The organism is Pseudomonas sp. CCI1.1, from assembly GCF_034348165.1.
Lineage (GTDB): Bacteria > Pseudomonadota > Gammaproteobacteria > Pseudomonadales > Pseudomonadaceae > Aquipseudomonas > Aquipseudomonas paracarnis.
On the sequence record NZ_CP133780.1, the window covers coordinates 170,902 to 195,967 of the forward strand.

The 25,066-nt window shown below is 57.1% G+C and carries 20 protein-coding genes, 2 tRNA genes and 3 rRNA genes; 14 read left to right on the forward strand and 11 right to left on the reverse strand.

The window, feature by feature from the left end; genetic code table 11:
• Positions 1-6 precede the first annotated feature (6 nt).
• Genes RHM69_RS00815 through RHM69_RS00830 form a run of 4 tightly spaced genes read right to left on the reverse strand, consistent with a single transcriptional unit; the run spans position 7 to position 2,619 of the window.
• A complete protein-coding gene (locus tag RHM69_RS00815) occupies positions 7-567 on the reverse strand; it encodes a DUF6162 family protein (protein ID WP_014717807.1) in 561 nt (186 codons plus the stop codon).
• Entirely contained in the window at positions 564-887 is a 324-nt protein-coding gene (locus RHM69_RS00820) for a hypothetical protein (protein ID WP_014717808.1), read from the reverse strand. Before RHM69_RS00820 ends, RHM69_RS00815 begins: the two co-directional genes overlap by 4 nt.
• Positions 884-1,420 carry a hypothetical protein gene (locus RHM69_RS00825; RefSeq protein ID WP_014717809.1) on the reverse strand — a complete coding sequence of 179 codons (537 nt, stop codon included), beginning with the start codon at positions 1,418-1,420 and terminating at the stop codon, positions 884-886. Before RHM69_RS00825 ends, RHM69_RS00820 begins: the two co-directional genes overlap by 4 nt.
• Positions 1,417-2,619 carry a PepSY-associated TM helix domain-containing protein gene (locus RHM69_RS00830; protein WP_014717810.1) on the reverse strand — a complete coding sequence of 401 codons (1,203 nt, stop codon included), beginning with the start codon at positions 2,617-2,619 and terminating at the stop codon, positions 1,417-1,419. Before RHM69_RS00830 ends, RHM69_RS00825 begins: the two co-directional genes overlap by 4 nt.
• 760 nt (positions 2,620-3,379) lie before the next feature.
• On the opposite strand from RHM69_RS00830, the gene RHM69_RS00835 reads away from it, so the two are divergent.
• From RHM69_RS00835 to RHM69_RS00850, 4 genes are read left to right on the forward strand one after another with little or no spacing between them, the layout of a single operon-like run.
• Positions 3,380-4,537, forward strand: coding sequence for a KamA family radical SAM protein (locus RHM69_RS00835; protein ID WP_322255457.1), 1,158 nt, complete (start codon positions 3,380-3,382; stop codon positions 4,535-4,537).
• Positions 4,534-5,901, forward strand: a complete 1,368-nt coding sequence (locus RHM69_RS00840; protein ID WP_106111807.1) for an ATP-grasp domain-containing protein — start codon at positions 4,534-4,536, stop codon at positions 5,899-5,901. Before RHM69_RS00835 ends, RHM69_RS00840 begins: the two co-directional genes overlap by 4 nt.
• A gap of 4 nt (positions 5,902-5,905) precedes the next feature.
• Positions 5,906-6,622 carry a 2OG-Fe dioxygenase family protein gene (locus tag RHM69_RS00845; RefSeq protein WP_019817257.1) on the forward strand — a complete coding sequence of 239 codons (717 nt, stop codon included), beginning with the start codon at positions 5,906-5,908 and terminating at the stop codon, positions 6,620-6,622.
• Positions 6,619-7,851, forward strand: a complete 1,233-nt coding sequence (locus RHM69_RS00850) for an MFS transporter (RefSeq protein WP_014717814.1) — start codon at positions 6,619-6,621, stop codon at positions 7,849-7,851. The genes RHM69_RS00845 and RHM69_RS00850 overlap by 4 nt, the downstream gene beginning before the upstream one ends.
• A 105-nt stretch (positions 7,852-7,956) precedes the next feature.
• On the opposite strand, the gene RHM69_RS00855 is transcribed toward RHM69_RS00850, so the two are convergent.
• Both RHM69_RS00855 and soxR read right to left on the reverse strand, forming a co-directional pair.
• A complete protein-coding gene (locus RHM69_RS00855) occupies positions 7,957-8,415 on the reverse strand; it encodes a VOC family protein (protein WP_014717815.1) in 459 nt (152 codons plus the stop codon).
• Positions 8,416-8,489: 74 nt separating this feature from the next.
• On the reverse strand, positions 8,490-8,945 hold the full coding sequence (gene soxR, locus RHM69_RS00860; protein WP_014717816.1) for a redox-sensitive transcriptional activator SoxR: 456 nt from the start codon (positions 8,943-8,945) through the stop codon (positions 8,490-8,492).
• Between the two features lie 99 nt (positions 8,946-9,044).
• Here soxR and RHM69_RS00865 point away from each other — a divergent pair, with 99 nt between their 5' ends.
• On the forward strand, positions 9,045-9,410 hold the full coding sequence (locus RHM69_RS00865; RefSeq protein WP_019817256.1) for an antibiotic biosynthesis monooxygenase: 366 nt from the start codon (positions 9,045-9,047) through the stop codon (positions 9,408-9,410).
• Here the strand turns inward: RHM69_RS00865 and RHM69_RS00870 are convergent.
• Positions 9,399-10,496, reverse strand: a complete 1,098-nt coding sequence (locus RHM69_RS00870; protein WP_060766808.1) for a sigma-54 interaction domain-containing protein — start codon at positions 10,494-10,496, stop codon at positions 9,399-9,401. The genes RHM69_RS00865 and RHM69_RS00870 overlap by 12 nt on opposite strands.
• Positions 10,497-10,763: 267 nt before the next feature.
• On the opposite strand from RHM69_RS00870, the gene RHM69_RS00875 reads away from it, so the two are divergent.
• The 3 genes from RHM69_RS00875 to RHM69_RS00885 all read left to right on the forward strand — a co-directional run bounded on the left by RHM69_RS00875 (position 10,764) and on the right by RHM69_RS00885 (position 14,280).
• Complete coding sequence (locus RHM69_RS00875) at positions 10,764-11,030, forward strand: lipoprotein (RefSeq protein ID WP_032904559.1); 267 nt, start codon at positions 10,764-10,766, stop codon at positions 11,028-11,030.
• Between the two features lie 232 nt (positions 11,031-11,262).
• Entirely contained in the window at positions 11,263-12,423 is a 1,161-nt protein-coding gene (locus tag RHM69_RS00880; protein WP_014717820.1) for a cysteine desulfurase family protein, read from the forward strand.
• 48 nt (positions 12,424-12,471) lie between these two features.
• Positions 12,472-14,280: an aminopeptidase P family protein gene (locus RHM69_RS00885; RefSeq protein ID WP_106111808.1), complete on the forward strand. Its 1,809-nt coding sequence runs from the start codon at positions 12,472-12,474 to the stop codon at positions 14,278-14,280.
• A 38-nt stretch (positions 14,281-14,318) separates the two neighbouring features.
• On the opposite strand, the gene RHM69_RS00890 is transcribed toward RHM69_RS00885, so the two are convergent.
• The 4 genes from RHM69_RS00890 to rhtA all read right to left on the reverse strand — a co-directional run bounded on the left by RHM69_RS00890 (position 14,319) and on the right by rhtA (position 17,106).
• Positions 14,319-14,909, reverse strand: a complete 591-nt coding sequence (locus RHM69_RS00890; protein ID WP_032901924.1) for a 2-hydroxychromene-2-carboxylate isomerase — start codon at positions 14,907-14,909, stop codon at positions 14,319-14,321.
• Between the two features lie 34 nt (positions 14,910-14,943).
• On the reverse strand, positions 14,944-15,675 hold the full coding sequence (locus tag RHM69_RS00895) for an SDR family oxidoreductase (RefSeq protein ID WP_014717823.1): 732 nt from the start codon (positions 15,673-15,675) through the stop codon (positions 14,944-14,946).
• A gap of 98 nt (positions 15,676-15,773) precedes the next feature.
• A complete protein-coding gene (locus tag RHM69_RS00900) occupies positions 15,774-16,055 on the reverse strand; it encodes a hypothetical protein (RefSeq protein WP_003190182.1) in 282 nt (93 codons plus the stop codon).
• 163 nt (positions 16,056-16,218) lie between these two features.
• A complete protein-coding gene (gene rhtA / locus RHM69_RS00905) occupies positions 16,219-17,106 on the reverse strand; it encodes a threonine/homoserine exporter RhtA (protein ID WP_014717824.1) in 888 nt (295 codons plus the stop codon).
• 641 nt (positions 17,107-17,747) lie between these two features.
• On the opposite strand from rhtA, the gene RHM69_RS00910 reads away from it, so the two are divergent.
• The 6 genes from RHM69_RS00910 (at position 17,748) to mrdA (ending at position 25,065) form a co-directional block, all read left to right on the forward strand.
• Positions 17,748-19,284: ribosomal RNA gene (locus tag RHM69_RS00910) — 16S ribosomal RNA — on the forward strand.
• An 81-nt stretch (positions 19,285-19,365) separates the two neighbouring features.
• A tRNA-Ile gene (locus RHM69_RS00915) sits at positions 19,366-19,442 on the forward strand.
• Between the two features lie 30 nt (positions 19,443-19,472).
• Positions 19,473-19,548, forward strand: a tRNA-Ala gene (locus tag RHM69_RS00920).
• 247 nt (positions 19,549-19,795) lie between these two features.
• Positions 19,796-22,687: ribosomal RNA gene (locus RHM69_RS00925) — 23S ribosomal RNA — on the forward strand.
• Positions 22,688-22,843: 156 nt separating this feature from the next.
• A 5S ribosomal RNA gene (gene rrf, locus RHM69_RS00930) occupies positions 22,844-22,959 on the forward strand.
• The 16S, 23S and 5S rRNA genes sit together here with 2 tRNA genes alongside, the layout of an rRNA operon.
• A gap of 213 nt (positions 22,960-23,172) precedes the next feature.
• Positions 23,173-25,065, forward strand: coding sequence for a penicillin-binding protein 2 (gene mrdA, locus RHM69_RS00935; RefSeq protein ID WP_014717825.1), 1,893 nt, complete (start codon positions 23,173-23,175; stop codon positions 25,063-25,065).
• Position 25,066 lies beyond the last annotated feature (1 nt).

The following is a 25,066-nucleotide window of genomic DNA, read 5'->3' on the forward strand; positions in this document are numbered from 1 at the left end:
TCTCGTTCAGTGACGGTGCTGGCGGGTGACGCCAGCATCGAATTGCGCGACCACCTGCTGCCAGCCGGCCGCGATCAGCGCCTGGTCAGTGAGGTCGGAAGGGGCGGCAAGGTTGGCGCTGCGGTTGAGCCAGATATCCGGCTCACTGCCTTGCACGCGCATCAGCAGCGAACCGCTGGTGGCCGGCGCCTGGCTCAAGCCCAGGTAGGCGGCGGGTGCCAGCAGCTGCCAGCGATGGCCGCCACGGCTGACCGAACTGGCATCCTGGGCAAAGGGCGCGAAGCCTTCTTCGGCCAGTTGCTCAGGCGTCGGCAGGGCGCTGTGTTCCTGCTGCAACAGGTGGATTTCATCCAGGGTCACCCGCAGGTCGGCGTAGATGCCTTGCTCGGCGGCGCTCAGGTCGCGGCGGGCGTCCAGCTGGTGGCTGGGCACTGCCGCGACTTCCTGGGTTTCCCCGTGCAGCGCCACGACCGTGCCCGCCACCGCGAGGATGATCAGGCACAACAGCAACACATAAAGGGTTTCGTGGCCCGCGCCCGCGGGGCGTACAACCTGTGTGGTACTCATTGCGACGGGATATCCGCTTGGTCGATTTCCACCACGTGGCCGGGGCCGGCATCGAACAGCACGTAGAATTCGGCGGCGGGCTTCTTGAAGGTCAGGGTCGAATCCTCGCCAAGCTTGCCCGGCACCAGGATGGTTTCGTCGTAGCCGATCACATCCAGGGTTACGCCGGGGGCGCCACTGCCGTCGGAAAAACCGCCTTTGCACTGTATCTGCTCGCCGGGGATTTCTTTGCATTCGCACATCGGGTTGTGGGCGAAGGCGGTGGTGCTCAGGCCGGCGCACAGCAACAGCGCGGCGCGGGTGAGGCGCTTGAACGTCATGGTTTGACTCCTTGCTTGTTCAGCCAGGCAATGGTGGCAGGCGAGGCCTGGCTCAGCGGGATGGAACCCTGGTGCATGCTGCCGTCCCACCCTTCCATGGTCACCCATATTTCGGCATCCGCCGGGGTGCGTTCTGGGATCGGCAGGGCGGCGCCCATGCGGTACGGCGTGCCGAAGAAGATCACTCCGGCGGCGCGCAGGCTGCGGGGTTTGCCGATACGCAGGTAAGTGGCCTTGACCTGCTCGGCACAGGTATCGCACAGGGCAGCGTTGAAGAACTTCATCGGGCCAGCCGGGTTCGGGCTCGGGCCTTCGTTGCGAAACTCAGCCAGCGTCAGGCTCCAGGGACCGACTTGCACCTGCCCGGCCACGCGCTCGCCGATGCCGGTATCCCCGCGAAACAACGCGGCGTCGGCAAAGTATTTGGGCATGAACCCCAGCGGCACCAGCAACAGCAGGATGTTGACATGGAAACGCCATTTCAGCCAAAAGGCGCGCAGCGGGGACGGCGGTACGGTTGCAACCTTGCTCATCGCTGGGCCTCCGAGGTGTCGGCGTGCATGGTCGGGATGGGCGCGTGCTGACGTTGTGTCTTGGCCTCGCGCTTGAGGGCGTTGAGGGTGGCCAGAGCGGTGCGCTTGGTCCAGATCAGCAAGCCGCTCAATACCATCATGCTCAGCACCAGGCCGAAGAATGCCCAGATCAGCTTGATCCACAAACCGCCAAAGTCCCCGGTGTGCAGTGGGCGCATCGACTCGGTGACGAATTCCAGCGGGGTACGGTCGGACAACAGGTTCGAGACCGCGATTTCACCGTCATAGGGGTTCAGCTGTGCGGTCTGGAACATCAACGGGTACCAGCCACGCCCGCCGATCTGCAGGTGGCTGTAGGCGTTGCTTGGCATGAACACAAAGCTGGCGTCCAGGCCGGGGATCCGCTCGGCGGCGATGTCGATCGCCTTGTCGATAGGGATCATCGGTGCCGGCACGCCCGGCGCCGACAGCGGCACCTTATCCCGTGCGATCACTGGCACGATGGGTTCACTGGAAATGGATATCTGGTTGTCGCCCAGGACAGCCTCGATCAGGAACCAGGTGCCGGTGATAGAAATGACCGCGATAAACCAGATCGACCAGATGCCACTCAGGCGGTGAAAGTCGCCCCAGAAGATCCGCGCACCGTGGCGGATGCGCAGGGTAGGGCGCAGGAAGCCTTTCCAGAAGCGCTTGTACACCACCAGCCCGGTGACCAGTGAAGCCAGCAGCGGCAAGCCCAACGCAGACACCAGGTACCAGCCCCAGCTGTACCCATTGGTGAACGGCACCAGCCACCAACCATGCAGGGCGCGGGTGAATTGCTGGAAGTTGAACGAGGGGCTGATGCCCTGGATCGCGCCGGTGTAGGGATTGGCATACACCTCCACGGAGCGCCCGTCCGGGTAGCTGAGGCCGACGCTTAGCGCGAAGTGCGATTCATCCGGGCGGATGATGGACTGGACGATGGCCTTGGGCTCATCGTGCTTGATGGCCGCGATCACCTGGTCAAAGCTCAGCGGCTGAGCGTCATCCGACGGCTTGCTGGCGCGGATATCCGGGTTGGCCAGCCACACGATTTCCTGGCTCACCACGGCCAGGGTGCCGGTGACGCAGACGATCAGTACAAAGAACCAGATGGGCAACGCCAGCCAGCTATGGACGAGAAACCAGAGTTTGGAGCGTGACTTCTTCGACATATGAATGAGGGTCTTGATCGGAGGGGGCAATAGAGGCCCGGAAAAGGCCAGTCGTAGCTTTTGCTGACGCGACAGGCTGTATCTAAGTTAAGACGGATGAGCATGAGAAATCCCTAAGGTGGATATGAAAGAAAATGTTTCAGGTTCACATTCAGGCCGCATTTATGCGCTGATCGAACACGCAGTACGCCAGCCCGCAGGCGTTCAGCGGCTTGCGTTAGGCCGGGGCAGACCTCCAAGGACGTGATCATGCCGCTGTGTGATGTCGTCAGCAGCCACGCATCTGAGCGCCACTTCCTCGCGGCCAACCCCTGGCTCAGCTGAAGTGCGGCTACGTAGTTATATAAGTAGAAGTAACGCTCTCTATACTCACTGAGCGTGTTGCTTTCAGTATTATTTGTTTTTCAAATAGCTGGGCTTGAACGAAAGCGCCCCTTGTCATTACGGGGTGTTGGCGCGGGTGCAGGTTAATTCCAGAGGAATGACAAGGTTATTGTATTGACACATTGGCGGGCATCGGCTTTAGTGAGTGCGGACTTGGAAGTCGCAATAGTATAAAAAGGAAGTTAATCGCATGACCGTGCTAGTCGTTTATTCGCGCCATCACGTGGTGAACCGTTATATCTCTCTGGTGCCGGTGATCAAGTTAGTTACTTGATTGTGGTCTGTCGCCTGCCCGTCGATTGTCATTGCTGCGAATCATACTTTTCCTGTGCTGGAAAAGTACGCGTCCCTATGCCTTAACAGAGAGTTCAAACTCATGTCGATTTTTGATCAAGCCATGCATCGTTCAGTTCAATGGCAAGACTGGCGTTGGCAGCAGAAGAATGCCATCCGCGATGAACCTGCACTGCGCAATGCCTGCGGTGGATGGGACGAGGCCACAACGGCGCATATCGAGCACAACTTGCAAGATCGCAAGATGCAGATCACGCCTTATTACATTGATTTAATCAAGCGTTCACTCACCAGCGCAGAGGTGATGGACCACCCCCTGTGGCGCCAGGTAGTACCGTATTGGAGCGAACAGGTGCAGGGCGACTACGACGGCAGTTCCGAAAACTGGGAACTCAATCATGAGATGAAGACGCCCATCTGCCAGCACAAGTACGACAACCGCGTGATCCTGCGCACCACCAACACGTGCAATGCCTATTGCCAGTTCTGTTTCGAGGCGCTGCGCACGCTGCAGGTGGGCACCGACAAAGCTAACGCCAACACTGACTCGTTCAAGGATTCGGTGGAGTACATCCGCGGTAATCCAGCGATTGAAGAGGTGATTCTCAGCGGCGGTGACCCACTGATGCTGGCCGACCGCAAGCTTGAGGAGATGCTGGCCGCATTGCGCGGCATTCGTGATGATCTGCTGATACGCATTCATTCGCGGGCCTTGAGTTTCAACCCGTTTCGCGTGACCGATGAGTTGGTGGCGATGCTGGAGAAGTACAAGGTCAATGCATTTGGTGTGCATGTCTGCCAACCGCTTGAGCTCAGTGCTGATTTTGCCGTCGCGGTTAAACGGATTCAGGGTGTGGTCCCGATTGTATTCTCTAACATGCCGCTGTTGCGTGGCGTGAATGATGATGAAGCGACGTTGCATAAATTATTCATTGATCTTTATCGTTTGGGCGTAAAGCCATATTACTTATATCACTTCATGCCGTTTTCACCCGGTGCTTCAGAATATAAGGCGTCGATCAGCCAAGCCATCGCCATCATGGATCGGCTCAAACGCCGTGTATCGAATATTGCCCTGCCCGAGTATGTACTGCCGCATGCACAAGGCAAGTTCACCGTGCCATTGTTGGACTTTGAAAAGCCTGAAGACTTACCGCATTTTGAAGTCCGCGATGGGCAGCGGACTTACCGTTTTCGCAACTGGGAGGGCCAATGGTGCAGTTGGCAGGATGCGGTATGAAACAGGATGCGATTCTGTTTATTGATGTAGATGACAGTGCTTGCGCTCGCTACCGCTACCGGGAACCGCATTTCACGGTGGCCCGCGCCCACGGTTTGGCGTGTTTGACGGCCGCCGTGGCGGGGCGCAAGCACCTGCAACGTCTCAGGGACGACAGTGACGAAGTGTTCCTGCTCGAAACGCTCAGTGAGCAGTCTGTCTTGGAGTTGGTCGGACAGTTGGACGGGCGTTATCAGGTGCGTGGGATTTTCTGCCAGGCCGGGCACCCGTCCGCACAAGGGGAGGTGGGCTGTATCGTCGCGCAGGCGTGTCAGCGGTTGGGCTTGGTCTACAGCCACCCGGAGGCGATTGCCGCGTGCAATAACAAGTTCTTGATGCGCCGCGTGTTGAAACAGCATCAATTGCGTTCGGTACCGTTCGTGCTGTGCAACAACGAACAGGAACTCCAGCAAGGCGCCGAGCGCGTGGGTTATCCACTGATCGCCAAACCGCCCTTTGGCGGGGCTTCGGCGTTTATCAAAAAATGCTCGAGCTGGGAGGAGCTACGCAGCCACTATTGGCATTTCGTAAGTGATCATGGCGCCGCCGCTTATGCGGACTTCTACGGCTGTGCGCACGCCCTGCCGCTTGAGGATGGGCTGCGGCGTGAATACTTGCCAGGCCACAGCATTCTGCTGGAAGGTTATATTCCAGGCATCGAAGGCAGTGTGGAATGTGTGATTGTCGGCGAGCGTGTCCATCCGCTGCTGATCAATGAAAAACTGCTGCTGACCGAGCGCAGCGGCACGGTCCTGGAGAACCTGCTGATTTCCCCGCCGACGTCGTTCAGCCAGGCCCAGTGCGAGCAGATCCGCCAGTACGCGGTGGACTGCCTGCACGCGGTGGGCCTGACCAACGCTGTGGTGCATTTCGAGTTTCGCATGACGGACGCAGGGCCGGTGGCCATCGAGATCAACCCGCGTCTGGGCGGACTGTATGTGAACTCGGCGTTCCGCGACCTGGCCGGTATCGATCCTTATCAGCTGTACATGGGATTGTTGTTGGGCGAGAAGGGCATCAATGCACAGTTGGAGGCTGGCGCACATAAGGTTGCCGATGCGGGGCAACACTACGCGATGCTGGCGATTTATCCGCAGCACAGTGGCCTTTTCAGGGGCATTGACGGCCTGCAGTTCCTCGACCAACACCGCTCGGTGCTGGAATACGCCCCGCAGGACCCCGGCCACTACATTGACGCGGATATCGAGGAGCATTATTTGCTCAAATGCTGGGCCCAGGTTGGCAATGCCGCCGACGCCCATGCCTTGCACGATGCGTTGCAGCAACATCTGCGCATCCTCATCGATCCACCGGTTGCAGGATAGCGATATGGACATCCCTCAGATCTCGGCGCTTTTGCGCGAACATCACTTCTGTCATCGCCCGGACTTTCGCGAACTGGTCAACGTTGAACCCGGTGAGGAACAAAGCTTTCGCGCGTATTGGGATAACCTGGTGCGCGACGAGGCGTTCAGGACTTACACCCACCGCGAACGGCGCATCTTGCGCTATCGTCTGTTACCGTCACGGCAATTGCAGATCGACAGGAATACGGCGTTCAAATCGCCGGTCACCTACGCGGTGAACTATCGCCAGGGCGTGAATCACCTGAGCTATAGCGAGGAGGGCTTTATCGAGCATCCCCTCATGCACAAGCTGCTGGCGACGGACCTCGCGGTGATTGCCCCGCACCTGGGCGAACAGACCTATACGATCGATATCCATCAGTTCCGGGTGCGGGCGGACGTGTCATCGAGCAGCCCGACCACATCGGGGATTCACCAGGACGGCCTGGATTGGGTGTTCATGCACTTTATTGGCGAATGCAACACGGTGCCGGTGGTGTCGGAGGTGTTTGCCGACGAAACGGAGCACAGCCGGCTACTGAAACTGCCGATGGAGAAATTTCTGGAGACTATCGTGATCAACGACCGTGGGTTCTACCATCGGGCCGGGGAGGTGCGACCGCGGGTAGAGACGGAACCGGCCTGGCGCGATGTGCTCTTGGTAAGCCTGCGCAGTGTCGAGGGGGCACAGCCTGCATGAGTCACGATCAACAACTGAATCTGTCGACCCGCAACGCTCGCCTGATCATCTTTGCCCGCGGTGTGTCGGATTTTGGCGCATTCCTTAACATGGTGGCGTTGTCCACTTATGTGTACTGGCTCAGCCAGAGCGTGGTGTTTGTCAGCATCTTCCTGGCGTGCCGGGTCACCGGCGGGATTGTCGCGAGCCTGTTTGGCATTCCGTTTTTCCGGCGGTTTGCCGGGCGTGGGACGTTGGCGGGGTTGGACCTGGCCCGGGCGCTGTTGCTGATGCCGCTGCTGGTGTTGTTACCGGCCCATCAACTTACCCTTCTTCCCTTTATCGCCTTCGGTATCGGCCTGTGCAATTCGCTGTTTGCCATTGGCCTCAACAGTCAGTTGCCCACTTGGGTCGCGCTTGAGCAGCGGGTGAATACCAACGCATGGATCACCTCGGCGGCCGCCACCGGCGCGGTCTTCGGCAGTTTGCTCTCCGGCTTGCTGATCGCCACGGGCGGATTTGAAGCGGTGTTTGCGGTCAACATCGGCACCTATGTGATTGCCGCTTGCCTGGTCTTGCCCTTGCGCGCGTTGTTTAGCGTTGCTGTTGCCGCGCATCGCGGACTCGCCGCCGAATGGCATGAGCTGACCAAGGGGTTGCGCGGTGCGCCGGTGCTGGCTGCGATGTTGCTGATCAGCATGTTAGACACCCTCGGCAGCGCGGCCCATAACGTCGGTTGGCCAGTGCTGTCGCAGTACATTTCACCGGACACGGCCAAAACGGTCATGGGCTATCTGCTGGCCGTGTGGGCCTGTGGCAAGTTTGTTGGCGCGCGCATCGCCAGTGCAGTGTTGAAAGGTCGTGGCACCCAAGGCATGGAGCGCTTGTTCATGCTCGGTGTGGCGTTGATGTCCAGCGGCTTTATCCTGACATTCCAGCAGACCGAACTGTGGCTGGCGCTGTTGCTGGTGGTGTGGGCGGGGCTGGGCGATGGATTGTCCGAGGTGGCGTTGATCTCCCGTGCGCAAAGCGAGCCCGATAGCTTGCGCTTGCCGCTGTTCAGCCTCTTGACCCTGATCCAGATGGCCGGTTTTGGCGTGGGCATGCTGGTGGTCGGGCCGTTCTATGTGACGTGGACGCCGGCCCAGGTGATCGTGTTGTTCCATGGACTGCCATTGACCGCCTTGTTGGTCATGACGATATGGCTGGGGCGCAATGCCTACCGGGGTGTCAGATCGACAAACCCTTGAAGTGTTCCAACGCCACGCAGGCCTTTACTTTGCCGGAGCAGGCCGGTTGGAACCTGGGGCAAGGCGTGGCGTGTTGCAGGCGCGAGCAAGCTCACGCCCACAGGGTTAATGTTGCTTGAACATCTCCATGGCACGCTGGCGGATTTGCTCCTCGGTCAGGTCCTCCTTATGGGTGGCCAGGAACCACAGGTGCCCGAACGGATCCGTCACACTCGCCGAGCGATCCCCATAGAACTGATCCTGCGGCTCGGACACTGCGCTGGCGCCGGCATCAACCGCTTGTTTGAATTGTGCGTCCACATCATTCACATACAGGTGCAAACCGACACTGGGATGCGCGTCCGGATTGCGCAGGGCCGTTTCATCGCAGGGCGTGCCCAGCATGATCACCGCTTCGCCAATACGCAGCTCCGCATGGCCGACCCTGCCGTCGGGCATGTCCAGGCGCATGAACACTGAGGCGCCAAAGGCCTTCTTGTAGAACTCGATCGCCTTTGCGGCCTCGTTGATGCCCAGATAGGGGGTAATGCCGTGATAACCCTCGGGAATAGGTTTAACGCTCATAACGTTCTCCTTTGATTGTGGTTATGGGGTTACAGCCTTTTCACTATAGGTCACGTTGCATTGCGCAACTGGCTTTACCGATCAGCATCAGGCGTGGGCTCCAGCAACTGCGCACCAGGGCCACGCTCACCCAGCTGGTCATCGTGATTGCGCAGCGGGCACGCCTCCATCGACAGGCACCCGCACCCGATGCAACCATTGAGCTTGTCGCGCAGCAGCATCAGTTTGTTGATGCGCTCATCCAGATCTTCACGCCACAACGCCGACAGCCGTTCCCAGTCGTGAGCGTTCGGTGTGCGCCCATCGGGCAGGGCCCGCAAGGCCTCGCCAATGGTCGCCAGCGGAATGCCCAGACGTTGGGCGATTTTGATCAGCACCACCCGGCGCAGTACATCCCGTGGATATCGTCGTTGATTGCCGGCATTGCGATTGCTCTTGATCAGCCCTTTGGATTCGTAGAAGTGCAGCGCGGTGACCGCCACGCCGCTGCGAGCGGCCAACTGACCGACGCTGAGTTCGTTGCTGAGCATGTAAGGCTCCCAAACAGTGCTTGACCTCGACTTAACTAGAGGTTTTACCCTGCGTGGCATCGAATCGCAAGATTCTTCCTACAGAGAGAGGGGGTTTTCATGCAGGTATCAGAGAAGAGTCGCAGCTTCACTCAGCTGATCGAATTTCACATCGAACCCCGTCAGCAATCCGCCCTGGTGGCCGCCTTGACCACCCAGAGCGAGCGTCTGGCCGTGCGCCATGGCGGCTTCTTGAGTGCCAGCGTACAGGTCAGCGATGACGGACGCAGGGTGCTCAATTACTTGCAATGGCAATCGCGGGAAGAGGGTGAGGCGGCCTTCAAATGTTTTGAGCAGGGCGGCGAAGATTTCTGGACGCTGATCCGCGCCCACCGGGCCACGGCCGTGACCTTTGGCGCATTCCAGGTACTGCGCAGTTTTGAGCGCAGTCAGGACGATGCCTTGCACTGCCGACTAAATGGATAGGTGCAGCATCCGTTCGCCTTGCGCATTTTTCCCGGGCCTGCGCTTGTTGACCGCCAGTTCGCCGATCTTGATCAGGCGAGCGCGAGCGATGTTGCGGCTCAGTCCCAGCAAGGTGGCGGTGTGTACTTGGTTGTAGTGGCTGAAGTGATAAGCAGCGCGCAATAAGGCGTCCTCGACCTTTTCATGCAGGGCGCCGGACTGTTCCTCGAAGAGCCTTTGAAACGCCCGCGCCAGCAGGGCTTCTGCACAGGTATCGGTGTCGCTGTCGTTCTGGCGTTCGATGCGCAGGTTCGACAGGCGCAGGTCGTCGGGTTCGATCACAGCGTTGCGGCAGACCAGCAGGGTGTGATGAATCACGTTTTCCAGCTCACGGATATTACCCGGCCAGCTGTAGCGCTTGAGCTTGTGCTCGGCCTCGTGGCTCACGCTGATCGGACCGTAGCCCAGGCGCTGGCTGTAGGTTTGGATGAAGTGCCGGGTCAGCGGCAGGATATCGCCGGTACGTTCGCGCAGCGGGCTCAGTTCCAGGCTGACTACATTGAGGCGGTAGTAGAGGTCTTCACGGAAATGCCCGGCGTTGATGGCCTGTTCCAGTTGTACATTGGTGGCGGCCAGGACTCGCACATCGATTGCAATGCTTTTGCGCGAACCCAGGCGCACCACCTCACGCTCCTGTAGCACCCGCAGCAGTTTGACCTGGATGGCCATCGGCAAATCGCCGATCTCATCCAGAAACAAGGTGCCGCCGTCAGCCTCTTCGAACCAGCCGGCCTTGGCGCTGAGGGCACCGGTAAAGGCGCCTTTCTCATGGCCGAACAACTCGGCTTCCACTAGTGCTTGCGAAAAAGCCCCGCAGTTCACTGCCACGAAGGGCCGATTTCGCCGCGTACTGAGGTGGTGGATATGCCGCGCAACAAGCTCTTTGCCGGTGCCGGTTTCGCCGATGATCAGCACGCTGGCCTCGCTGGGGGCCACTTGCTGGATATGGTCGAGCAGGGCCTGGGACTTTGGGTCTTCGAAGACCTGGGCTGTGGCGCGGATCGAGGTCGCGAGGGCAGGCGAGGGCGGCAGGGTGAACAGCTGCATGGTGACCTCTCATGGGAATTCAAGCTTTGTTGAAGGGCTGTTGCCGGGTGGACAGTGGGCTGCGCGCAAGGTCTTTATAGAGGTATCGTCTTAATTCGTAAATGAAGGTGTTTCTATATTTATAGAACTTAAATGAATATAAAGGCGTTCCCCCTGTGGACGCCGATACGCGTGATAGCGACTATCACGGACGATGATTTTTCAGCGAGAAGGGGCGGGAGTAGCCTGTGTTCATTGACTCGAAACCATCTTCGCAGGGCCATCGCCATGAACCGTTTCCTCGCTGTTTCCCTTTTACTTGTCACCTCTGTCCTTGCGGGGTGTGCGACCCAGCCATCCCCGGAAATGCGCCCTTATACGGCCGAGGAAACCAAGCAGTTGGCTTTGGAGGCCCTGGGCCGTCGCGGCTTGTCGTTTGACGACTATCAACGCCAACGCGCCGCGTTGCTTGGCCAGCCAAAGCCCTTCGGCTTTGATCACCAGGGTGAAATGAACGCCGAGCGCAGCGTGGTTTTGCATGGTCGGCCCAGTTGAGCGCGCTTCATGCAGCAAAAAGCCCGAGGTTTCCCACAAGGAACCTCGGGCTTTTTGTTTGCCATGGGGCTACTTCAGCCTGTTAAGCTCAATTCCAGGAGCGTTCCTACGCACATTTAAATAAAGTTACCTTCTTTAATGGCATTCGATCGGTTAAACCTGACGACCTCTGTTCTGGTCGATGCCCCCCGAGACGCTGTTCTTGGGAATACGCTCTGCGAGTTTTAACCTCATGAATAAACGTCCGCTGTATTTCGACTACGCCGCCACCACGCCGGTGGATGAGCGAGTTATCCAGGTGATGGTCGAGTGTCTGGGTTTCAACGCCCACTTCGGCAACCCTGCGTCCAGTTCCCATGCATTCGGCCAAGCGGCCCGGCAGAAGGTTGAACAGGCGCGTCGCCAGGTAGCCGAGTTGGTGGTGGCCGAGCCCGAGCAGATAGTCTGGACCTCCGGTGCCACGGAATCCAACAACCTTGCGCTCAAGGGCGTGGCCCAGGCCCGTGGTGTGGCGGGTGGGCATATCATCACCAGCCAGATCGAACACAAGGCCACGCTGGACACCGCGCGGCAATTGCAGGAAGCCGGAGTGGCAGTGACTTACCTGGTACCGGATGCAGACGGCTTGATCAGCGTCGAAGCGGTCAGCGAAGCCTTGCGCGAGGATACCTTTCTTGTCTCGCTGATGCTGGTCAACAACGAACTGGGCACCCTCAACGATATCCCGGCCATTGGCGCGCGGGTACGTGAGCACGGCGCGTTGTTCCATGTGGACGCGGCGCAAGGGGCAGGCAAAGTGGCTATCGACCTGGCCCGGTGGCCGGTGGACTTGATGTCGTTCTCTGCTCACAAGCTGTATGGGCCCAAGGGTATCGGCGCGTTATATGTCGGGCCTCGGGCGCAGCAGAAGGTATTGGCGCAGATTCACGGGGGGGGCCACGAAGGCGGTTTGCGCTCCGGCACCCTGGCGACTCATCAGATTGCCGGCATGGGCGCGGCGTTTGCTCTGGCGGCGGCGTCTTTCGAGGATGAGAAGGCCACGATTGTCGCGCTGCGCCAGCGCTTGCTGGATCAATTGGCGTCGGTTGCCGGCTTGCGTCTTAATGGCAGCTCAACCCAGCGTATTCCACACACATTGAGCCTTACCTTCAGCGAAGGCGAATTCAATTCAGCCGCATTGAGTGCAGGCATTGCCTTTTCCGCGACTTCGGCGTGCAATTCGGCCAGCAATGCGCCGTCCCATGTGCTTCTGGCCTTGGGGCATGACGCTCGCAGTGCCGCTCGCACTATTCGCTTGAGCCTGGGCAGGTTTACCACCGAACAGGATATCGACCAGGCCGCGCAGTTGATCAAGGCCGCATTGGCGAGTGCGCCAGCGTTTTGGGCAGTCTGATTTATCATCGCAGTACATAACAATTATTAGTGGTTAGCAGGAGACACAATGAGTACGCAGCCTTTGACCAATGGAGCGGTTCCCCAGCGCCTGGCGCACACCCGTGAACTGATGCGCCGCGAAGGCATTCATGCCTTGCTGGTGCCATCGGCGGACCCGCATTTGTCCGAATATTTGCCGGGTTACTGGCAAGGGCGCCAGTGGTTGTCCGGTTTTCATGGCTCGGTGGGCACTCTGATCGTCACGGCGGAGTTCGCCGGGGTCTGGGCGGATAGCCGTTATTGGGAACAGGCGACCAAGGAGCTCAAGGGCAGCGGTATCGAGCTGGTGAAGCTGCAACCGGGTCAGCCCGGGCCGCTGGAGTGGCTGGCCGAGCAAACCCCTGAGGGTGGCGTGGTGGCGGTGGACGGTGCGGTCATGGCCGTGGCCTCGGCACGTACCCTGGGTGGCAAATTGGCCGAGCGTGGCGCGCGTCTGCGTACCGATATCGATGTGCTCGATGAAGTCTGGCAAGACCGCCCAGCGTTGCCGAACCAGCCGATCTATCAGCATCTGCCGCCCCAAGCCACCGTCAGTCGTGGCGAGAAACTGGCCGCCTTGCGTGCCAGTTTGAAAGACAAGGGCGCCGATTGGCATTTCATCGCGACGCTGGACGACATCGCCTGGCTATTCAACCTGCGCGGCGCTGATGTGTCGTTCAATCCGGTGTTTGTGTCCTTTGCCTTGATCAATCAGCAACAGGCCACTTTGTTTGTGGCGTTGGGCAAGGTCGATGCGCAACTGCGGGCGGTGCTTGAGCAGGATGGCGTGACCCTGCGTGATTACAGCGAGGTGGCGCAAGCGCTGCGAGCGGTACCGGCGGGCGCAAGCTTGCAAGTAGACCCTGCCCGCGTCACCGCCGGCTTGCTGGAAAACCTCGACGCGGGCGTCAAGCTGGTTGAAGGCCTCAACCCCACCACACTGGCTAAATCCCGCAAGAGCCTGGCGGATGCGGAACATATCCGCCAAGCCATGGAGCAGGATGGTGCGGCGCTGTGCGAATTCTTTGCCTGGCTCGACAGCGCCCTGGGTCGCGAGCGCATTACCGAACTGACGATTGACGAACACCTGACCGCTGCACGTACCCGCCGCCCAGGCTATGTATCGCTGAGTTTCAACACCATTGCCGCCTTCAACGCCAACGGCGCGATGCCGCATTACCACGCCACCGAAGAAGAGCATGCGCTGATCGAAGGTGATGGCTTGCTGTTGATCGACTCGGGCGGCCAATACCTGGGCGGAACCACGGACATCACGCGGATGGTGCCTATCGGTACACCGAGTGAGGAGCAGAAACGCGATTGCACGCGGGTGCTCAAGGGTGTGATTGCTCTGTCCCGTGCGCAGTTCCCCAAGGGCATTCTTTCACCGTTGCTGGATGCCATTGCCCGTGCGCCGATATGGGCAGAAGGCGTGGACTACGGTCACGGCACAGGCCACGGCGTGGGTTATTTCCTCAACGTACATGAAGGTCCGCAGGTCATTGCCTATCAGGCTGCTGCGGCGCCACAAACGGCGATGCAGCCAGGGATGATTACTTCAATTGAACCGGGTACTTATCGCCCTGGCCGTTGGGGCGTGCGCATTGAGAACCTGGTGTTGAACCGTGAAGCGGGCAAGACCGAGTTTGGCGAATTCCTCAAGTTCGAAACCCTGACCCTGTGCCCAATTGATACCCGCTGCCTGGAGCCGTCGTTGCTCACGGCGGATGAGCGTGAATGGTTCAACGCGTATCACGCCCAGGTGCGTGAGCGTTTGAGCCCGCTGCTCAATGGTGCAGCGCTTGAATGGTTGCAGGTGCGCACTGCGGCGATTTGATCGGTTGCAGCCAAGGCATTGCCGGCTGCAATCAACACCTAGCTGAGGGCTTCACGCACAAAGTCCAGGCGGTCCTGGCCGAAGAACAGCTGGTTTCCTACAAAGAAACTGGGAGCGCCGAACACGCCGCGCTTAATGGCTTGTTCGGTTTTGTCCTTGAGAGCGTCCTTGACGGCTGCATCATTGGACAGAGCCAGTACCTGCTCGGGATCGAACCCCTGTTCGGTGAGCACATTGGCCACGACCTCTGGGTCGCCCAGGTGACGGCCTTCCACCCAGAGTGCGCGGAACAGGCAGTCGATGAAGTCGAGGAAGCGCTCAGGCTGGTGGATTTGAATGCCGGTGACGGCGCGCATCAGCACCAAGGTATTGATGGGAAAGTGCGGGTTGAACCTGAGCGGCACGTTGTAGCGTTTGGCGTAACGCGCCAGGTCATCGAGCATATAGCGCCCCTTGGCGGGCACCATGATCGGCGAGGCATTGCCCGTGGCCTTGAATACACCGCCCAACAGCATCGGTTGATACACCACCTGTGCGCCGGTTTTAGCGCACAGCGCCGGCAACTGGGTATAGGCCAGGTAAGTGGCGGGGCTGCCGAGATCAAAGAAGAACTCCAGGGTTTTACTCATGGTCTGTACTCACTGCTTATTGTTATAGAGGGAGTCACCAGGTTTCATTCCAGGGGCGCAGGTCCAGTTCGAACGTCCAGGCGTCCCGTGGCTGGCGATGCAGGAACCAGTAGTTGTCGGCAATATGGTCAGGGTTGAGGAGGGCGTCCTGATCCTTGAGGGCGTATTTTTGCGGGAAGTTCTCGCGAATGAAGTCGGTATCGATGGCACCGTCCACCACCACATGGGCGACATGGATGTTCATCGGGCCTAACTCCCGCGCCATGCTTTGTGCCAGGGCGCGTATCCCATGCTTGGCGCCGGCGAAGGCGGCAAACCCCGCGCTTCCGCGCAAGCCGGCGGTGGCTCCGGTGAACAGGATAGTTCCGCGGTTACGCGTGACCATGCGCTTGGCGACTTCCCGTGCGTTCAGGAAGCCGGAGAAGCACGCCATCTCCCAGATCTTGAAGTACTTGCGTGCGGTTTCTTCCAGAATGCTGCAAGGCACATTGGCGCCGATGTTGAAGACGAACGCTTCAATAGGTCCCAGCTCGGTTTCGATTTGCTCGACCAGTGCGATCACGTCCTCTTCTTTACGTGCATCACAGGCAAAACCATGGGCTTCACCGCCCGCCAACTGAATGCTGTCTACCAGGGGCTGCAGTTTGTCGGCGCTGCGACGGGTGACGCAGGCGATGTAGCCTTCGCGGGCAAAGCGTTTGGCTATGGCGCCGCCGGTCGCGTCACCGGCACCCACTACTAATACGATTTTCTTGTTGTGCGGCATGGGAACTCCATTGGCTCGATGGTCGAGCAGGAGTTTAGCCTTCGTGCCGCAACTGGCCTGAATTTAAGATGAGCAGTCAGGAAAGACTGCTCGGGCAGCTATTTGCAGATGACGATCATACTGCGGCTGGTATAGCCAGCTGGGTTGAGGCCGAAAGGATAGTCCCCAGGCTCTTCGGAGTTATCGCCGGATTTGGCTATCACCCGGTAGCCCTTGGCACCGCATGAGTTGGCTGCACTGGTGTAGCACTGGTCCCAGGAGGAGGACAGGCCTGAACAGTTGATATGCAGCCCTTTTTTTCCCCGTTTCACTTCTGTTTTTGTGGTTGCAGCACAGCCAGCGATGCCCACAACCAGCAACAGTATCAAAATTCGTTTCATTCCCATCCTTAATAGCCGCCCTGCAAAAGAACAGAGCCGCTTTACTCGCTCTCGAGCGAAGCGTTCATGCTGTCCGTGTCGAAATTCTCCATGAATGACATTCGGTTACGGCCTAAACATGGCCTAAATGAGCGGCAAATACCAGAGCTGGCTTTAAAGATGATCAGTCGGCAGGCACCAGTGGTTTGGATTCGTTGCGCATCGTCAACGTCGCGCCTACGCTAGCCAGGATAATGCAGGTGATGGCCAGCCATTGGGCCAGGGATAAATGCTCATGCAGAAAGAACAGGCCGGAGAGGGCGCCGAACGCCGGTTCGATACTCATCAACGTGCCGAATGTGCGAGCGGGAAGGCGAGTCAGTGCGACCATCTCCAAGGTGTAGGGCAAGGCGGTGGACAGAATTGCGACGCCAATGGCGACAGGGATCAGGGCGGGCGTCAGCAGCGCGGCGCCCGCATGCACGATGCCGATCGGTGCGACGAACAGGGCCGCAATCATCACGCCGAGTGCAGCGGTCTGAACACCATTGTCGTTCCCAGCCTTTTGGCCGAATAAAATATAGAGGGCCCAGCATCCGCCTGCGCCCAGTGCGTAAGCCGCGCCGACCCAGTCGATACCGCTACTGGCCTCGCCCATCGGAATTAACAGCAGCAGGCCGATGATCGCCAGGGCAATCCACAGGAAGTCGACAGCTCTGCGCGAGGCATAGATAGCGACGGCAAGCGGGCCTGTGAATTCGAGTGCTACTGCAATCCCCAGCGGTACGGTACGAAGGGACATATAGAAGAGGAAGTTCATGCCGCCCAGCGCCATCCCGTAAATGATCACCGTGCGCAAGGACTTGGCCGTCAGCGTGGCGCGCCATGGGCGTAATAGCACCAGCATGATCACACTGGCGAAAATCAAACGCAGAGCAGTGGTGCCTTGTGCGCCAACAATAGGAAACATGCTTTTGGCCAATGACGCACCGGATTGGATGGACGCCATGGCGATCAATAGCAGGCCGATCGGAAACAATGCGGATGCCAGGCTGCGAGGAGGGGTGGTCATTGCGGGAGTTCTTCCGAAGTCATGATCGATAAATACGTGGCGCTATGATGCTTAACTGTCAATGAATGAGCAATATATTGCTCAAATGCTGACTCGTAGCTATCTATATAGTGGAAGCATCGGTTTTTCGAGGTTTTTGATAGAAAAACCGAATAATTGGGTTGACGGCAGATTCTGGAAGCCTATAATTCGCCCCACTTCCGGCGCAGTCGAAACGGAAACTCCTTGGTAAACAATGAGTTACGCAGTTCTCGACAGCAAGTTGCTTCAGTTCATCGAAGCCAAAAGGAAGTTGAAAAAGAGGTGTTGACAGCAGCGTGTAACGCTGTAGAATTCGCCTCCCGCTTACGAGAGATCGCAAGCGCAAGTGGTTGAAGTTGTTGAAGAAATCTTCGAAAACTTCTGAAAATAACTACTTGACAGCAAATGAGGCTGCTGTATAATGCGCGCCTCGGTTGAGACGAAAGATCTTAACCAGCCGCTCTTTAACAACTGAATCAAGCAATTCGTGTGGGTGCTTGTGGAGTCAGACTGATAGTCAACAAGATTATCAGCATCACAAGTTACTCCGCGAGAAATCAAAGATGTAACCAACGATTGCTGAGCCAAGTTTAGGGTTTCTTAAAAACCCAAAGATGTTTGAACTGAAGAGTTTGATCATGGCTCAGATTGAACGCTGGCGGCAGGCCTAACACATGCAAGTCGAGCGGTAGAGAGAAGCTTGCTTCTCTTGAGAGCGGCGGACGGGTGAGTAATGCCTAGGAATCTGCCTGGTAGTGGGGGATAACGTTCGGAAACGGACGCTAATACCGCATACGTCCTACGGGAGAAAGCAGGGGACCTTCGGGCCTTGCGCTATCAGATGAGCCTAGGTCGGATTAGCTAGTTGGTGAGGTAATGGCTCACCAAGGCGACGATCCGTAACTGGTCTGAGAGGATGATCAGTCACACTGGAACTGAGACACGGTCCAGACTCCTACGGGAGGCAGCAGTGGGGAATATTGGACAATGGGCGAAAGCCTGATCCAGCCATGCCGCGTGTGTGAAGAAGGTCTTCGGATTGTAAAGCACTTTAAGTTGGGAGGAAGGGTTGTAGATTAATACTCTGCAATTTTGACGTTACCGACAGAATAAGCACCGGCTAACTCTGTGCCAGCAGCCGCGGTAATACAGAGGGTGCAAGCGTTAATCGGAATTACTGGGCGTAAAGCGCGCGTAGGTGGTTTGTTAAGTTGGATGTGAAATCCCCGGGCTCAACCTGGGAACTGCATTCAAAACTGACTGACTAGAGTATGGTAGAGGGTGGTGGAATTTCCTGTGTAGCGGTGAAATGCGTAGATATAGGAAGGAACACCAGTGGCGAAGGCGACCACCTGGACTAATACTGACACTGAGGTGCGAAAGCGTGGGGAGCAAACAGGATTAGATACCCTGGTAGTCCACGCCGTAAACGATGTCAACTAGCCGTTGGAAGCCTTGAGCTTTTAGTGGCGCAGCTAACGCATTAAGTTGACCGCCTGGGGAGTACGGCCGCAAGGTTAAAACTCAAATGAATTGACGGGGGCCCGCACAAGCGGTGGAGCATGTGGTTTAATTCGAAGCAACGCGAAGAACCTTACCAGGCCTTGACATCCAATGAACTTTCTAGAGATAGATTGGTGCCTTCGGGAACATTGAGACAGGTGCTGCATGGCTGTCGTCAGCTCGTGTCGTGAGATGTTGGGTTAAGTCCCGTAACGAGCGCAACCCTTGTCCTTAGTTACCAGCACGTTATGGTGGGCACTCTAAGGAGACTGCCGGTGACAAACCGGAGGAAGGTGGGGATGACGTCAAGTCATCATGGCCCTTACGGCCTGGGCTACACACGTGCTACAATGGTCGGTACAGAGGGTTGCCAAGCCGCGAGGTGGAGCTAATCCCATAAAACCGATCGTAGTCCGGATCGCAGTCTGCAACTCGACTGCGTGAAGTCGGAATCGCTAGTAATCGCGAATCAGAATGTCGCGGTGAATACGTTCCCGGGCCTTGTACACACCGCCCGTCACACCATGGGAGTGGGTTGCACCAGAAGTAGCTAGTCTAACCTTCGGGAGGACGGTTACCACGGTGTGATTCATGACTGGGGTGAAGTCGTAACAAGGTAGCCGTAGGGGAACCTGCGGCTGGATCACCTCCTTAATCGACGACATCAGCTGCTCCATAAGTTCCCACACGAATTGCTTGATTCATTGAAGAAGACGAAAGAAGCAGCCCGAAATTGGGTCTGTAGCTCAGTTGGTTAGAGCGCACCCCTGATAAGGGTGAGGTCGGCAGTTCGAATCTGCCCAGACCCACCAATTTTGTGTGGGAAACGCCTGTAGAAATACGGGGCCATAGCTCAGCTGGGAGAGCGCCTGCCTTGCACGCAGGAGGTCAACGGTTCGATCCCGTTTGGCTCCACCACTACTGCTTCTGTTTGTATAAAGCTTAGAAATGAGCATTCCATCGTTGTGATGGTGAATGTTGATTTCTAGTCTTTGACTAGTTCGTTCTTTAAAAATTTGGGTATGTGATAGAAAGATAGACTGAACGTTACTTTCACTGGTAACGGATCAGGCTAAGGTAAAATTTGTGAGTTCTCTTAGTTGAGAAATTCGAATTTTCGGCGAATGTCGTCTTCACAGTATAACCAGATTGCTTGGGGTTATATGGTCAAGTGAAGAAGCGCATACGGTGGATGCCTTGGCAGTCAGAGGCGATGAAAGACGTGGTAGCCTGCGAAAAGCTTCGGGGAGTCGGCAAACAGACTTTGATCCGGAGATGTCTGAATGGGGGAACCCAGCCATCATAAGATGGTTATCTTGTACTGAATACATAGGTGCAAGAGGCGAACCAGGGGAACTGAAACATCTAAGTACCCTGAGGAAAAGAAATCAACCGAGATTCCCTTAGTAGTGGCGAGCGAACGGGGACTAGCCCTTAAGTGGCTTTGAGATTAGCGGAACGCTCTGGAAAGTGCGGCCATAGTGGGTGATAGCCCTGTACGCGAAAATCTCTTAGTCATGAAATCGAGTAGGACGGAGCACGAGAAACTTTGTCTGAATATGGGGGGACCATCCTCCAAGGCTAAATACTACTGACTGACCGATAGTGAACTAGTACCGTGAGGGAAAGGCGAAAAGAACCCCGGAGAGGGGAGTGAAATAGATCCTGAAACCGTATGCGTACAAGCAGTGGGAGCCCACTTTGTTGGGTGACTGCGTACCTTTTGTATAATGGGTCAGCGACTTATTTTCAGTGGCGAGCTTAACCGAATAGGGGAGGCGTAGCGAAAGCGAGTCTTAATAGGGCGTCTAGTCGCTGGGAATAGACCCGAAACCGGGCGATCTATCCATGGGCAGGTTGAAGGTTGGGTAACACTAACTGGAGGACCGAACCGACTACCGTTGAAAAGTTAGCGGATGACCTGTGGATCGGAGTGAAAGGCTAATCAAGCTCGGAGATAGCTGGTTCTCCTCGAAAGCTATTTAGGTAGCGCCTCATGTATCACTGTAGGGGGTAGAGCACTGTTTCGGCTAGGGGGTCATCCCGACTTACCAAACCGATGCAAACTCCGAATACCTACAAGTGCCGAGCATGGGAGACACACGGCGGGTGCTAACGTCCGTCGTGAAAAGGGAAACAACCCAGACCGTCAGCTAAGGTCCCAAAGTTATGGTTAAGTGGGAAACGATGTGGGAAGGCTTAGACAGCTAGGAGGTTGGCTTAGAAGCAGCCACCCTTTAAAGAAAGCGTAATAGCTCACTAGTCGAGTCGGCCTGCGCGGAAGATGTAACGGGGCTCAAACCATACACCGAAGCTACGGGTATCACGTAAGTGATGCGGTAGAGGAGCGTTCTGTAAGCCTGTGAAGGTGAGTTGAGAAGCTTGCTGGAGGTATCAGAAGTGCGAATGCTGACATGAGTAACGATAATGGGTGTGAAAAACACCCACGCCGAAAGACCAAGGTTTCCTGCGCAACGTTAATCGACGCAGGGTTAGTCGGTCCCTAAGGCGAGGCTGAAAAGCGTAGTCGATGGAAAACAGGTTAATATTCCTGTACTTCTGGTTATTGCGATGGAGGGACGGAGAAGGCTAGGCCAGCTTGGCGTTGGTTGTCCAAGTTTAAGGTGGTAGGCTGGAATCTTAGGTAAATCCGGGATTCCAAGGCCGAGAGCTGATGACGAGTTAACTTTTAGTTAACGAAGTGGTTGATGCCATGCTTCCAAGAAAAGCTTCTAAGCTTCAGGTAACCAGGAACCGTACCCCAAACCGACACAGGTGGTTGGGTAGAGAATACCAAGGCGCTTGAGAGAACTCGGGTGAAGGAACTAGGCAAAATGGCACCGTAACTTCGGGAGAAGGTGCGCCGGTGAGGGTGAAGGACTTGCTCCGTAAGCTCATGCCGGTCGAAGATACCAGGCCGCTGCGACTGTTTATTAAAAACACAGCACTCTGCAAACACGAAAGTGGACGTATAGGGTGTGACGCCTGCCCGGTGCCGGAAGGTTAATTGATGGGGTTAGCTAACGCGAAGCTCTTGATCGAAGCCCCGGTAAACGGCGGCCGTAACTATAACGGTCCTAAGGTAGCGAAATTCCTTGTCGGGTAAGTTCCGACCTGCACGAATGGCGTAACGATGGCGGCGCTGTCTCCACCCGAGACTCAGTGAAATTGAAATCGCTGTGAAGATGCAGTGTATCCGCGGCTAGACGGAAAGACCCCGTGAACCTTTACTATAGCTTTGCACTGGACTTTGAATTTGCTTGTGTAGGATAGGTGGGAGGCTTTGAAGCGTGGACGCCAGTCTGCGTGGAGCCATCCTTGAAATACCACCCTGGCAACTTTGAGGTTCTAACTCAGGTCCGTTATCCGGATCGAGGACAGTGTATGGTGGGTAGTTTGACTGGGGCGGTCTCCTCCTAAAGAGTAACGGAGGAGTACGAAGGTGCGCTCAGACCGGTCGGAAATCGGTCGTAGAGTATAAAGGCAAAAGCGCGCTTGACTGCGAGACAGACACGTCGAGCAGGTACGAAAGTAGGTCTTAGTGATCCGGTGGTTCTGTATGGAAGGGCCATCGCTCAACGGATAAAAGGTACTCCGGGGATAACAGGCTGATACCGCCCAAGAGTTCATATCGACGGCGGTGTTTGGCACCTCGATGTCGGCTCATCACATCCTGGGGCTGAAGCCGGTCCCAAGGGTATGGCTGTTCGCCATTTAAAGTGGTACGCGAGCTGGGTTTAGAACGTCGTGAGACAGTTCGGTCCCTATCTGCCGTGGACGTTTGAGATTTGAGAGGGGCTGCTCCTAGTACGAGAGGACCGGAGTGGACGAACCTCTGGTGTTCCGGTTGTCACGCCAGTGGCATTGCCGGGTAGCTATGTTCGGAATAGATAACCGCTGAAAGCATCTAAGCGGGAAACTAGCCTCAAGATGAGATCTCACTGGAACCTTGAGTTCCCTGAAGGGCCGTCGAAGACTACGACGTTGATAGGTTGGGTGTGTAAGCGCTGTGAGGCGTTGAGCTAACCAATACTAATTGCCCGTGAGGCTTGACCATATAACACCCAAGCAATTTGCGAACTCGAGAGAGACCAGATTGCGGTGTGTGAAGACGCAATGAACCGAAAGTTCGACGCTCACAAAACACCACGATCTATCACATACCCAATTTGCTGAAGCGAGGCCAGCTGGCCACGACTCAGTACCCGAATTTCTTGACGACCATAGAGCATTGGAACCACCTGATCCCATCCCGAACTCAGCAGTGAAACGATGCATCGCCGATGGTAGTGTGGGGTTTCCCCATGTGAGAGTAGGTCATCGTCAAGATTAAATTCCGAAACCCCAATTGCGAAAGCAGTTGGGGTTTTGTTTTGGGCGCTCGAAAATTCCAGCGCTTCTGGCAACATTAAATAAGCTGCCGTTGAGGGAATTCGATACAAAGTGTTTCTGCATTTTTGCTATGGTGCAGCACATTTTCACAAGGATTGATCCTTATCCGCAGGATGCGGCGTCGACCTTTTCCAACGAGATGCTGTAGAAATGCCTGAACCGATACCTATCAAAGATCACGAAAAAGAAAACCGCCTGGTCAACAAGCGCTTGCTCGCCTGTGCGGTGCTGGTGATTGGGATCACCTGTGCGCTGGTAGGGCGCATGTATTTCCTGCAGGTGGTGCAGTACGACTACCACTCCACAATTTCGGAAAACAACCGGGTCCACGTACTGCCCATCACACCGACTCGCGGCTTGATCTATGACCGTAATGGCGTGGTGCTGGCCGACAACCGCCCTAGTTATAACCTGACCATCACCCGTGAGCGCACCGCCGACCTCAAGGGTGAGCTGGACGAAATCGTCAATCTGTTGCACCTGCCTGCCGAAGACCGTGCGGTGTTTGATAAGGCGCTCAAGCAGGCCCGTCACCCGTTTGTTCCCGTCACGTTGTTCTACGAATTGACCGAAGAGCAGATCGCCGTTTTGGCCGTCAACGAGTTCCGTCTACCTGGTGTGGACGTCGAGCCACAATTCGTTCGCCATTACCCCCTGGGCGCGCACTTTGCCCACTCCATCGGCTACGTCGGCCGCATCAACGAAAAAGAATCCAAGACCCTGGATTCGGTGGAGTACCGCGGTACCCAATCCATCGGCAAAACCGGAATCGAGCGCTTTTACGAGTCAGAACTGCATGGCCATGTCGGTTATGAAGAGGTCGAGACCAACGCACAGGGCCGTGTGCTGCGCGTGCTCAAGCACACCGACCCGATCCCTGGCAAAAACATCGTCCTGAGCCTCGACGTCAAGCTACAGGAAGCCGCCGAAGAGGCCTTGGGCGACCGTCGCGGTTCAGTGGTCGCCCTGGACCCGCAAACCGGTGAAGTACTGGCTATGGTCAGTAAACCGAGTTTCGATCCGAACCTGTTCGTCACCGGCATCAGCTTCAAGGAGTACGCCGCGCTGCACGACTCCATTGACCGGCCGCTGTTCAACCGCGTGCTACGCGGGCTCTACGCGCCAGGTTCAACCATCAAGCCGGAAGTGGCCATTGCCGGTCTCGACAGCGGTGTCGTTACCCCACAAACCCGAGTGTTCGACCCGGGTTACTATCAGTTGCCAGACTTTGACCACAAATACCGCAACTGGAACCACAGCGGTGACGGCTGGGTGGACATGGACGCGGCCATCATGCGTTCCAACGACACTTACTTCTACGACCTGGCCCATAAGCTCGGGATCGACCGCCTGCACGACTATCTGGCCGAGTTCGGCCTGGGCCAGAAAGTGTCCCTAGATATGTTCGAAGAGTCTGCCGGCCTGATGCCATCCCAAGCCTGGAAGCGTGCGACCCGTCGCCAGCCGTGGTTCCCAGGCGAAACCGTGATCCTCGGCATTGGCCAAGGCTATATGCAGGTGACGCCACTGCAATTGGCCCAGGCCACAGCATTGATTGCCAACAAAGGTGTATGGAACCGCCCGCACCTGGCCAAGACCATCAATGGCGTGGCGCCTGTAGATGAGCACCCAATGCCCAACGTGGTGCTCAAGGACCCGCGTGACTGGGAGCAGGTCAACCACGGCATGCAATTGGTGATGCACGATCCCCGCGGTATCGCCCGAGCGGCAGCGCAAGGCGCGCAATACCGCATCGCCGGCAAGAGTGGTACCGCCCAGGTGGTGGCGATCAAACAGGGTGAGCGCTACAACCGCAACAAGACCTTGGAGCGGCATCGCGATAACGCCTTGTTCGTCGGCTTCGCGCCGGCCGAACATCCGAAAATCGTGATTTCAGTCATGATCGAAAACGGTGAGGCCGGCGGCCGTGTAGCCGGGCCTGTGGTGCGCCAGATCATGGATGCCTGGCTGCTCGACCAGGAAGGCCACCTCAAGCCGCAATACGCGGCGCCGGCCAAGGCTCCGGGTGATCCACGGGTTTGAC

Coding starts and splice junctions, on each gene's coding strand:
- RHM69_RS00815 (WP_014717807.1), bottom strand. CDS start 567: ATGAGTACCACACAGGTTGTACGCCCCGCGGGCGCGGGCCACGAAACC.
- RHM69_RS00820 (WP_014717808.1), bottom strand. CDS start 887: ATGACGTTCAAGCGCCTCACCCGCGCCGCGCTGTTGCTGTGCGCCGGC.
- RHM69_RS00825 (WP_014717809.1), bottom strand. CDS start 1,420: ATGAGCAAGGTTGCAACCGTACCGCCGTCCCCGCTGCGCGCCTTTTGG.
- RHM69_RS00830 (WP_014717810.1), bottom strand. CDS start 2,619: ATGTCGAAGAAGTCACGCTCCAAACTCTGGTTTCTCGTCCATAGCTGG.
- RHM69_RS00835 (WP_322255457.1), top strand. CDS start 3,380: ATGTCGATTTTTGATCAAGCCATGCATCGTTCAGTTCAATGGCAAGAC.
- RHM69_RS00840 (WP_106111807.1), top strand. CDS start 4,534: ATGAAACAGGATGCGATTCTGTTTATTGATGTAGATGACAGTGCTTGC.
- RHM69_RS00845 (WP_019817257.1), top strand. CDS start 5,906: ATGGACATCCCTCAGATCTCGGCGCTTTTGCGCGAACATCACTTCTGT.
- RHM69_RS00850 (WP_014717814.1), top strand. CDS start 6,619: ATGAGTCACGATCAACAACTGAATCTGTCGACCCGCAACGCTCGCCTG.
- RHM69_RS00855 (WP_014717815.1), bottom strand. CDS start 8,415: ATGAGCGTTAAACCTATTCCCGAGGGTTATCACGGCATTACCCCCTAT.
- soxR (WP_014717816.1), bottom strand. CDS start 8,945: ATGCTCAGCAACGAACTCAGCGTCGGTCAGTTGGCCGCTCGCAGCGGC.
- RHM69_RS00865 (WP_019817256.1), top strand. CDS start 9,045: ATGCAGGTATCAGAGAAGAGTCGCAGCTTCACTCAGCTGATCGAATTT.
- RHM69_RS00870 (WP_060766808.1), bottom strand. CDS start 10,496: ATGCAGCTGTTCACCCTGCCGCCCTCGCCTGCCCTCGCGACCTCGATC.
- RHM69_RS00875 (WP_032904559.1), top strand. CDS start 10,764: ATGAACCGTTTCCTCGCTGTTTCCCTTTTACTTGTCACCTCTGTCCTT.
- RHM69_RS00880 (WP_014717820.1), top strand. CDS start 11,263: ATGAATAAACGTCCGCTGTATTTCGACTACGCCGCCACCACGCCGGTG.
- RHM69_RS00885 (WP_106111808.1), top strand. CDS start 12,472: ATGAGTACGCAGCCTTTGACCAATGGAGCGGTTCCCCAGCGCCTGGCG.
- RHM69_RS00890 (WP_032901924.1), bottom strand. CDS start 14,909: ATGAGTAAAACCCTGGAGTTCTTCTTTGATCTCGGCAGCCCCGCCACT.
- RHM69_RS00895 (WP_014717823.1), bottom strand. CDS start 15,675: ATGCCGCACAACAAGAAAATCGTATTAGTAGTGGGTGCCGGTGACGCG.
- RHM69_RS00900 (WP_003190182.1), bottom strand. CDS start 16,055: ATGAAACGAATTTTGATACTGTTGCTGGTTGTGGGCATCGCTGGCTGT.
- rhtA (WP_014717824.1), bottom strand. CDS start 17,106: ATGACCACCCCTCCTCGCAGCCTGGCATCCGCATTGTTTCCGATCGGC.
- mrdA (WP_014717825.1), top strand. CDS start 23,173: ATGCCTGAACCGATACCTATCAAAGATCACGAAAAAGAAAACCGCCTG.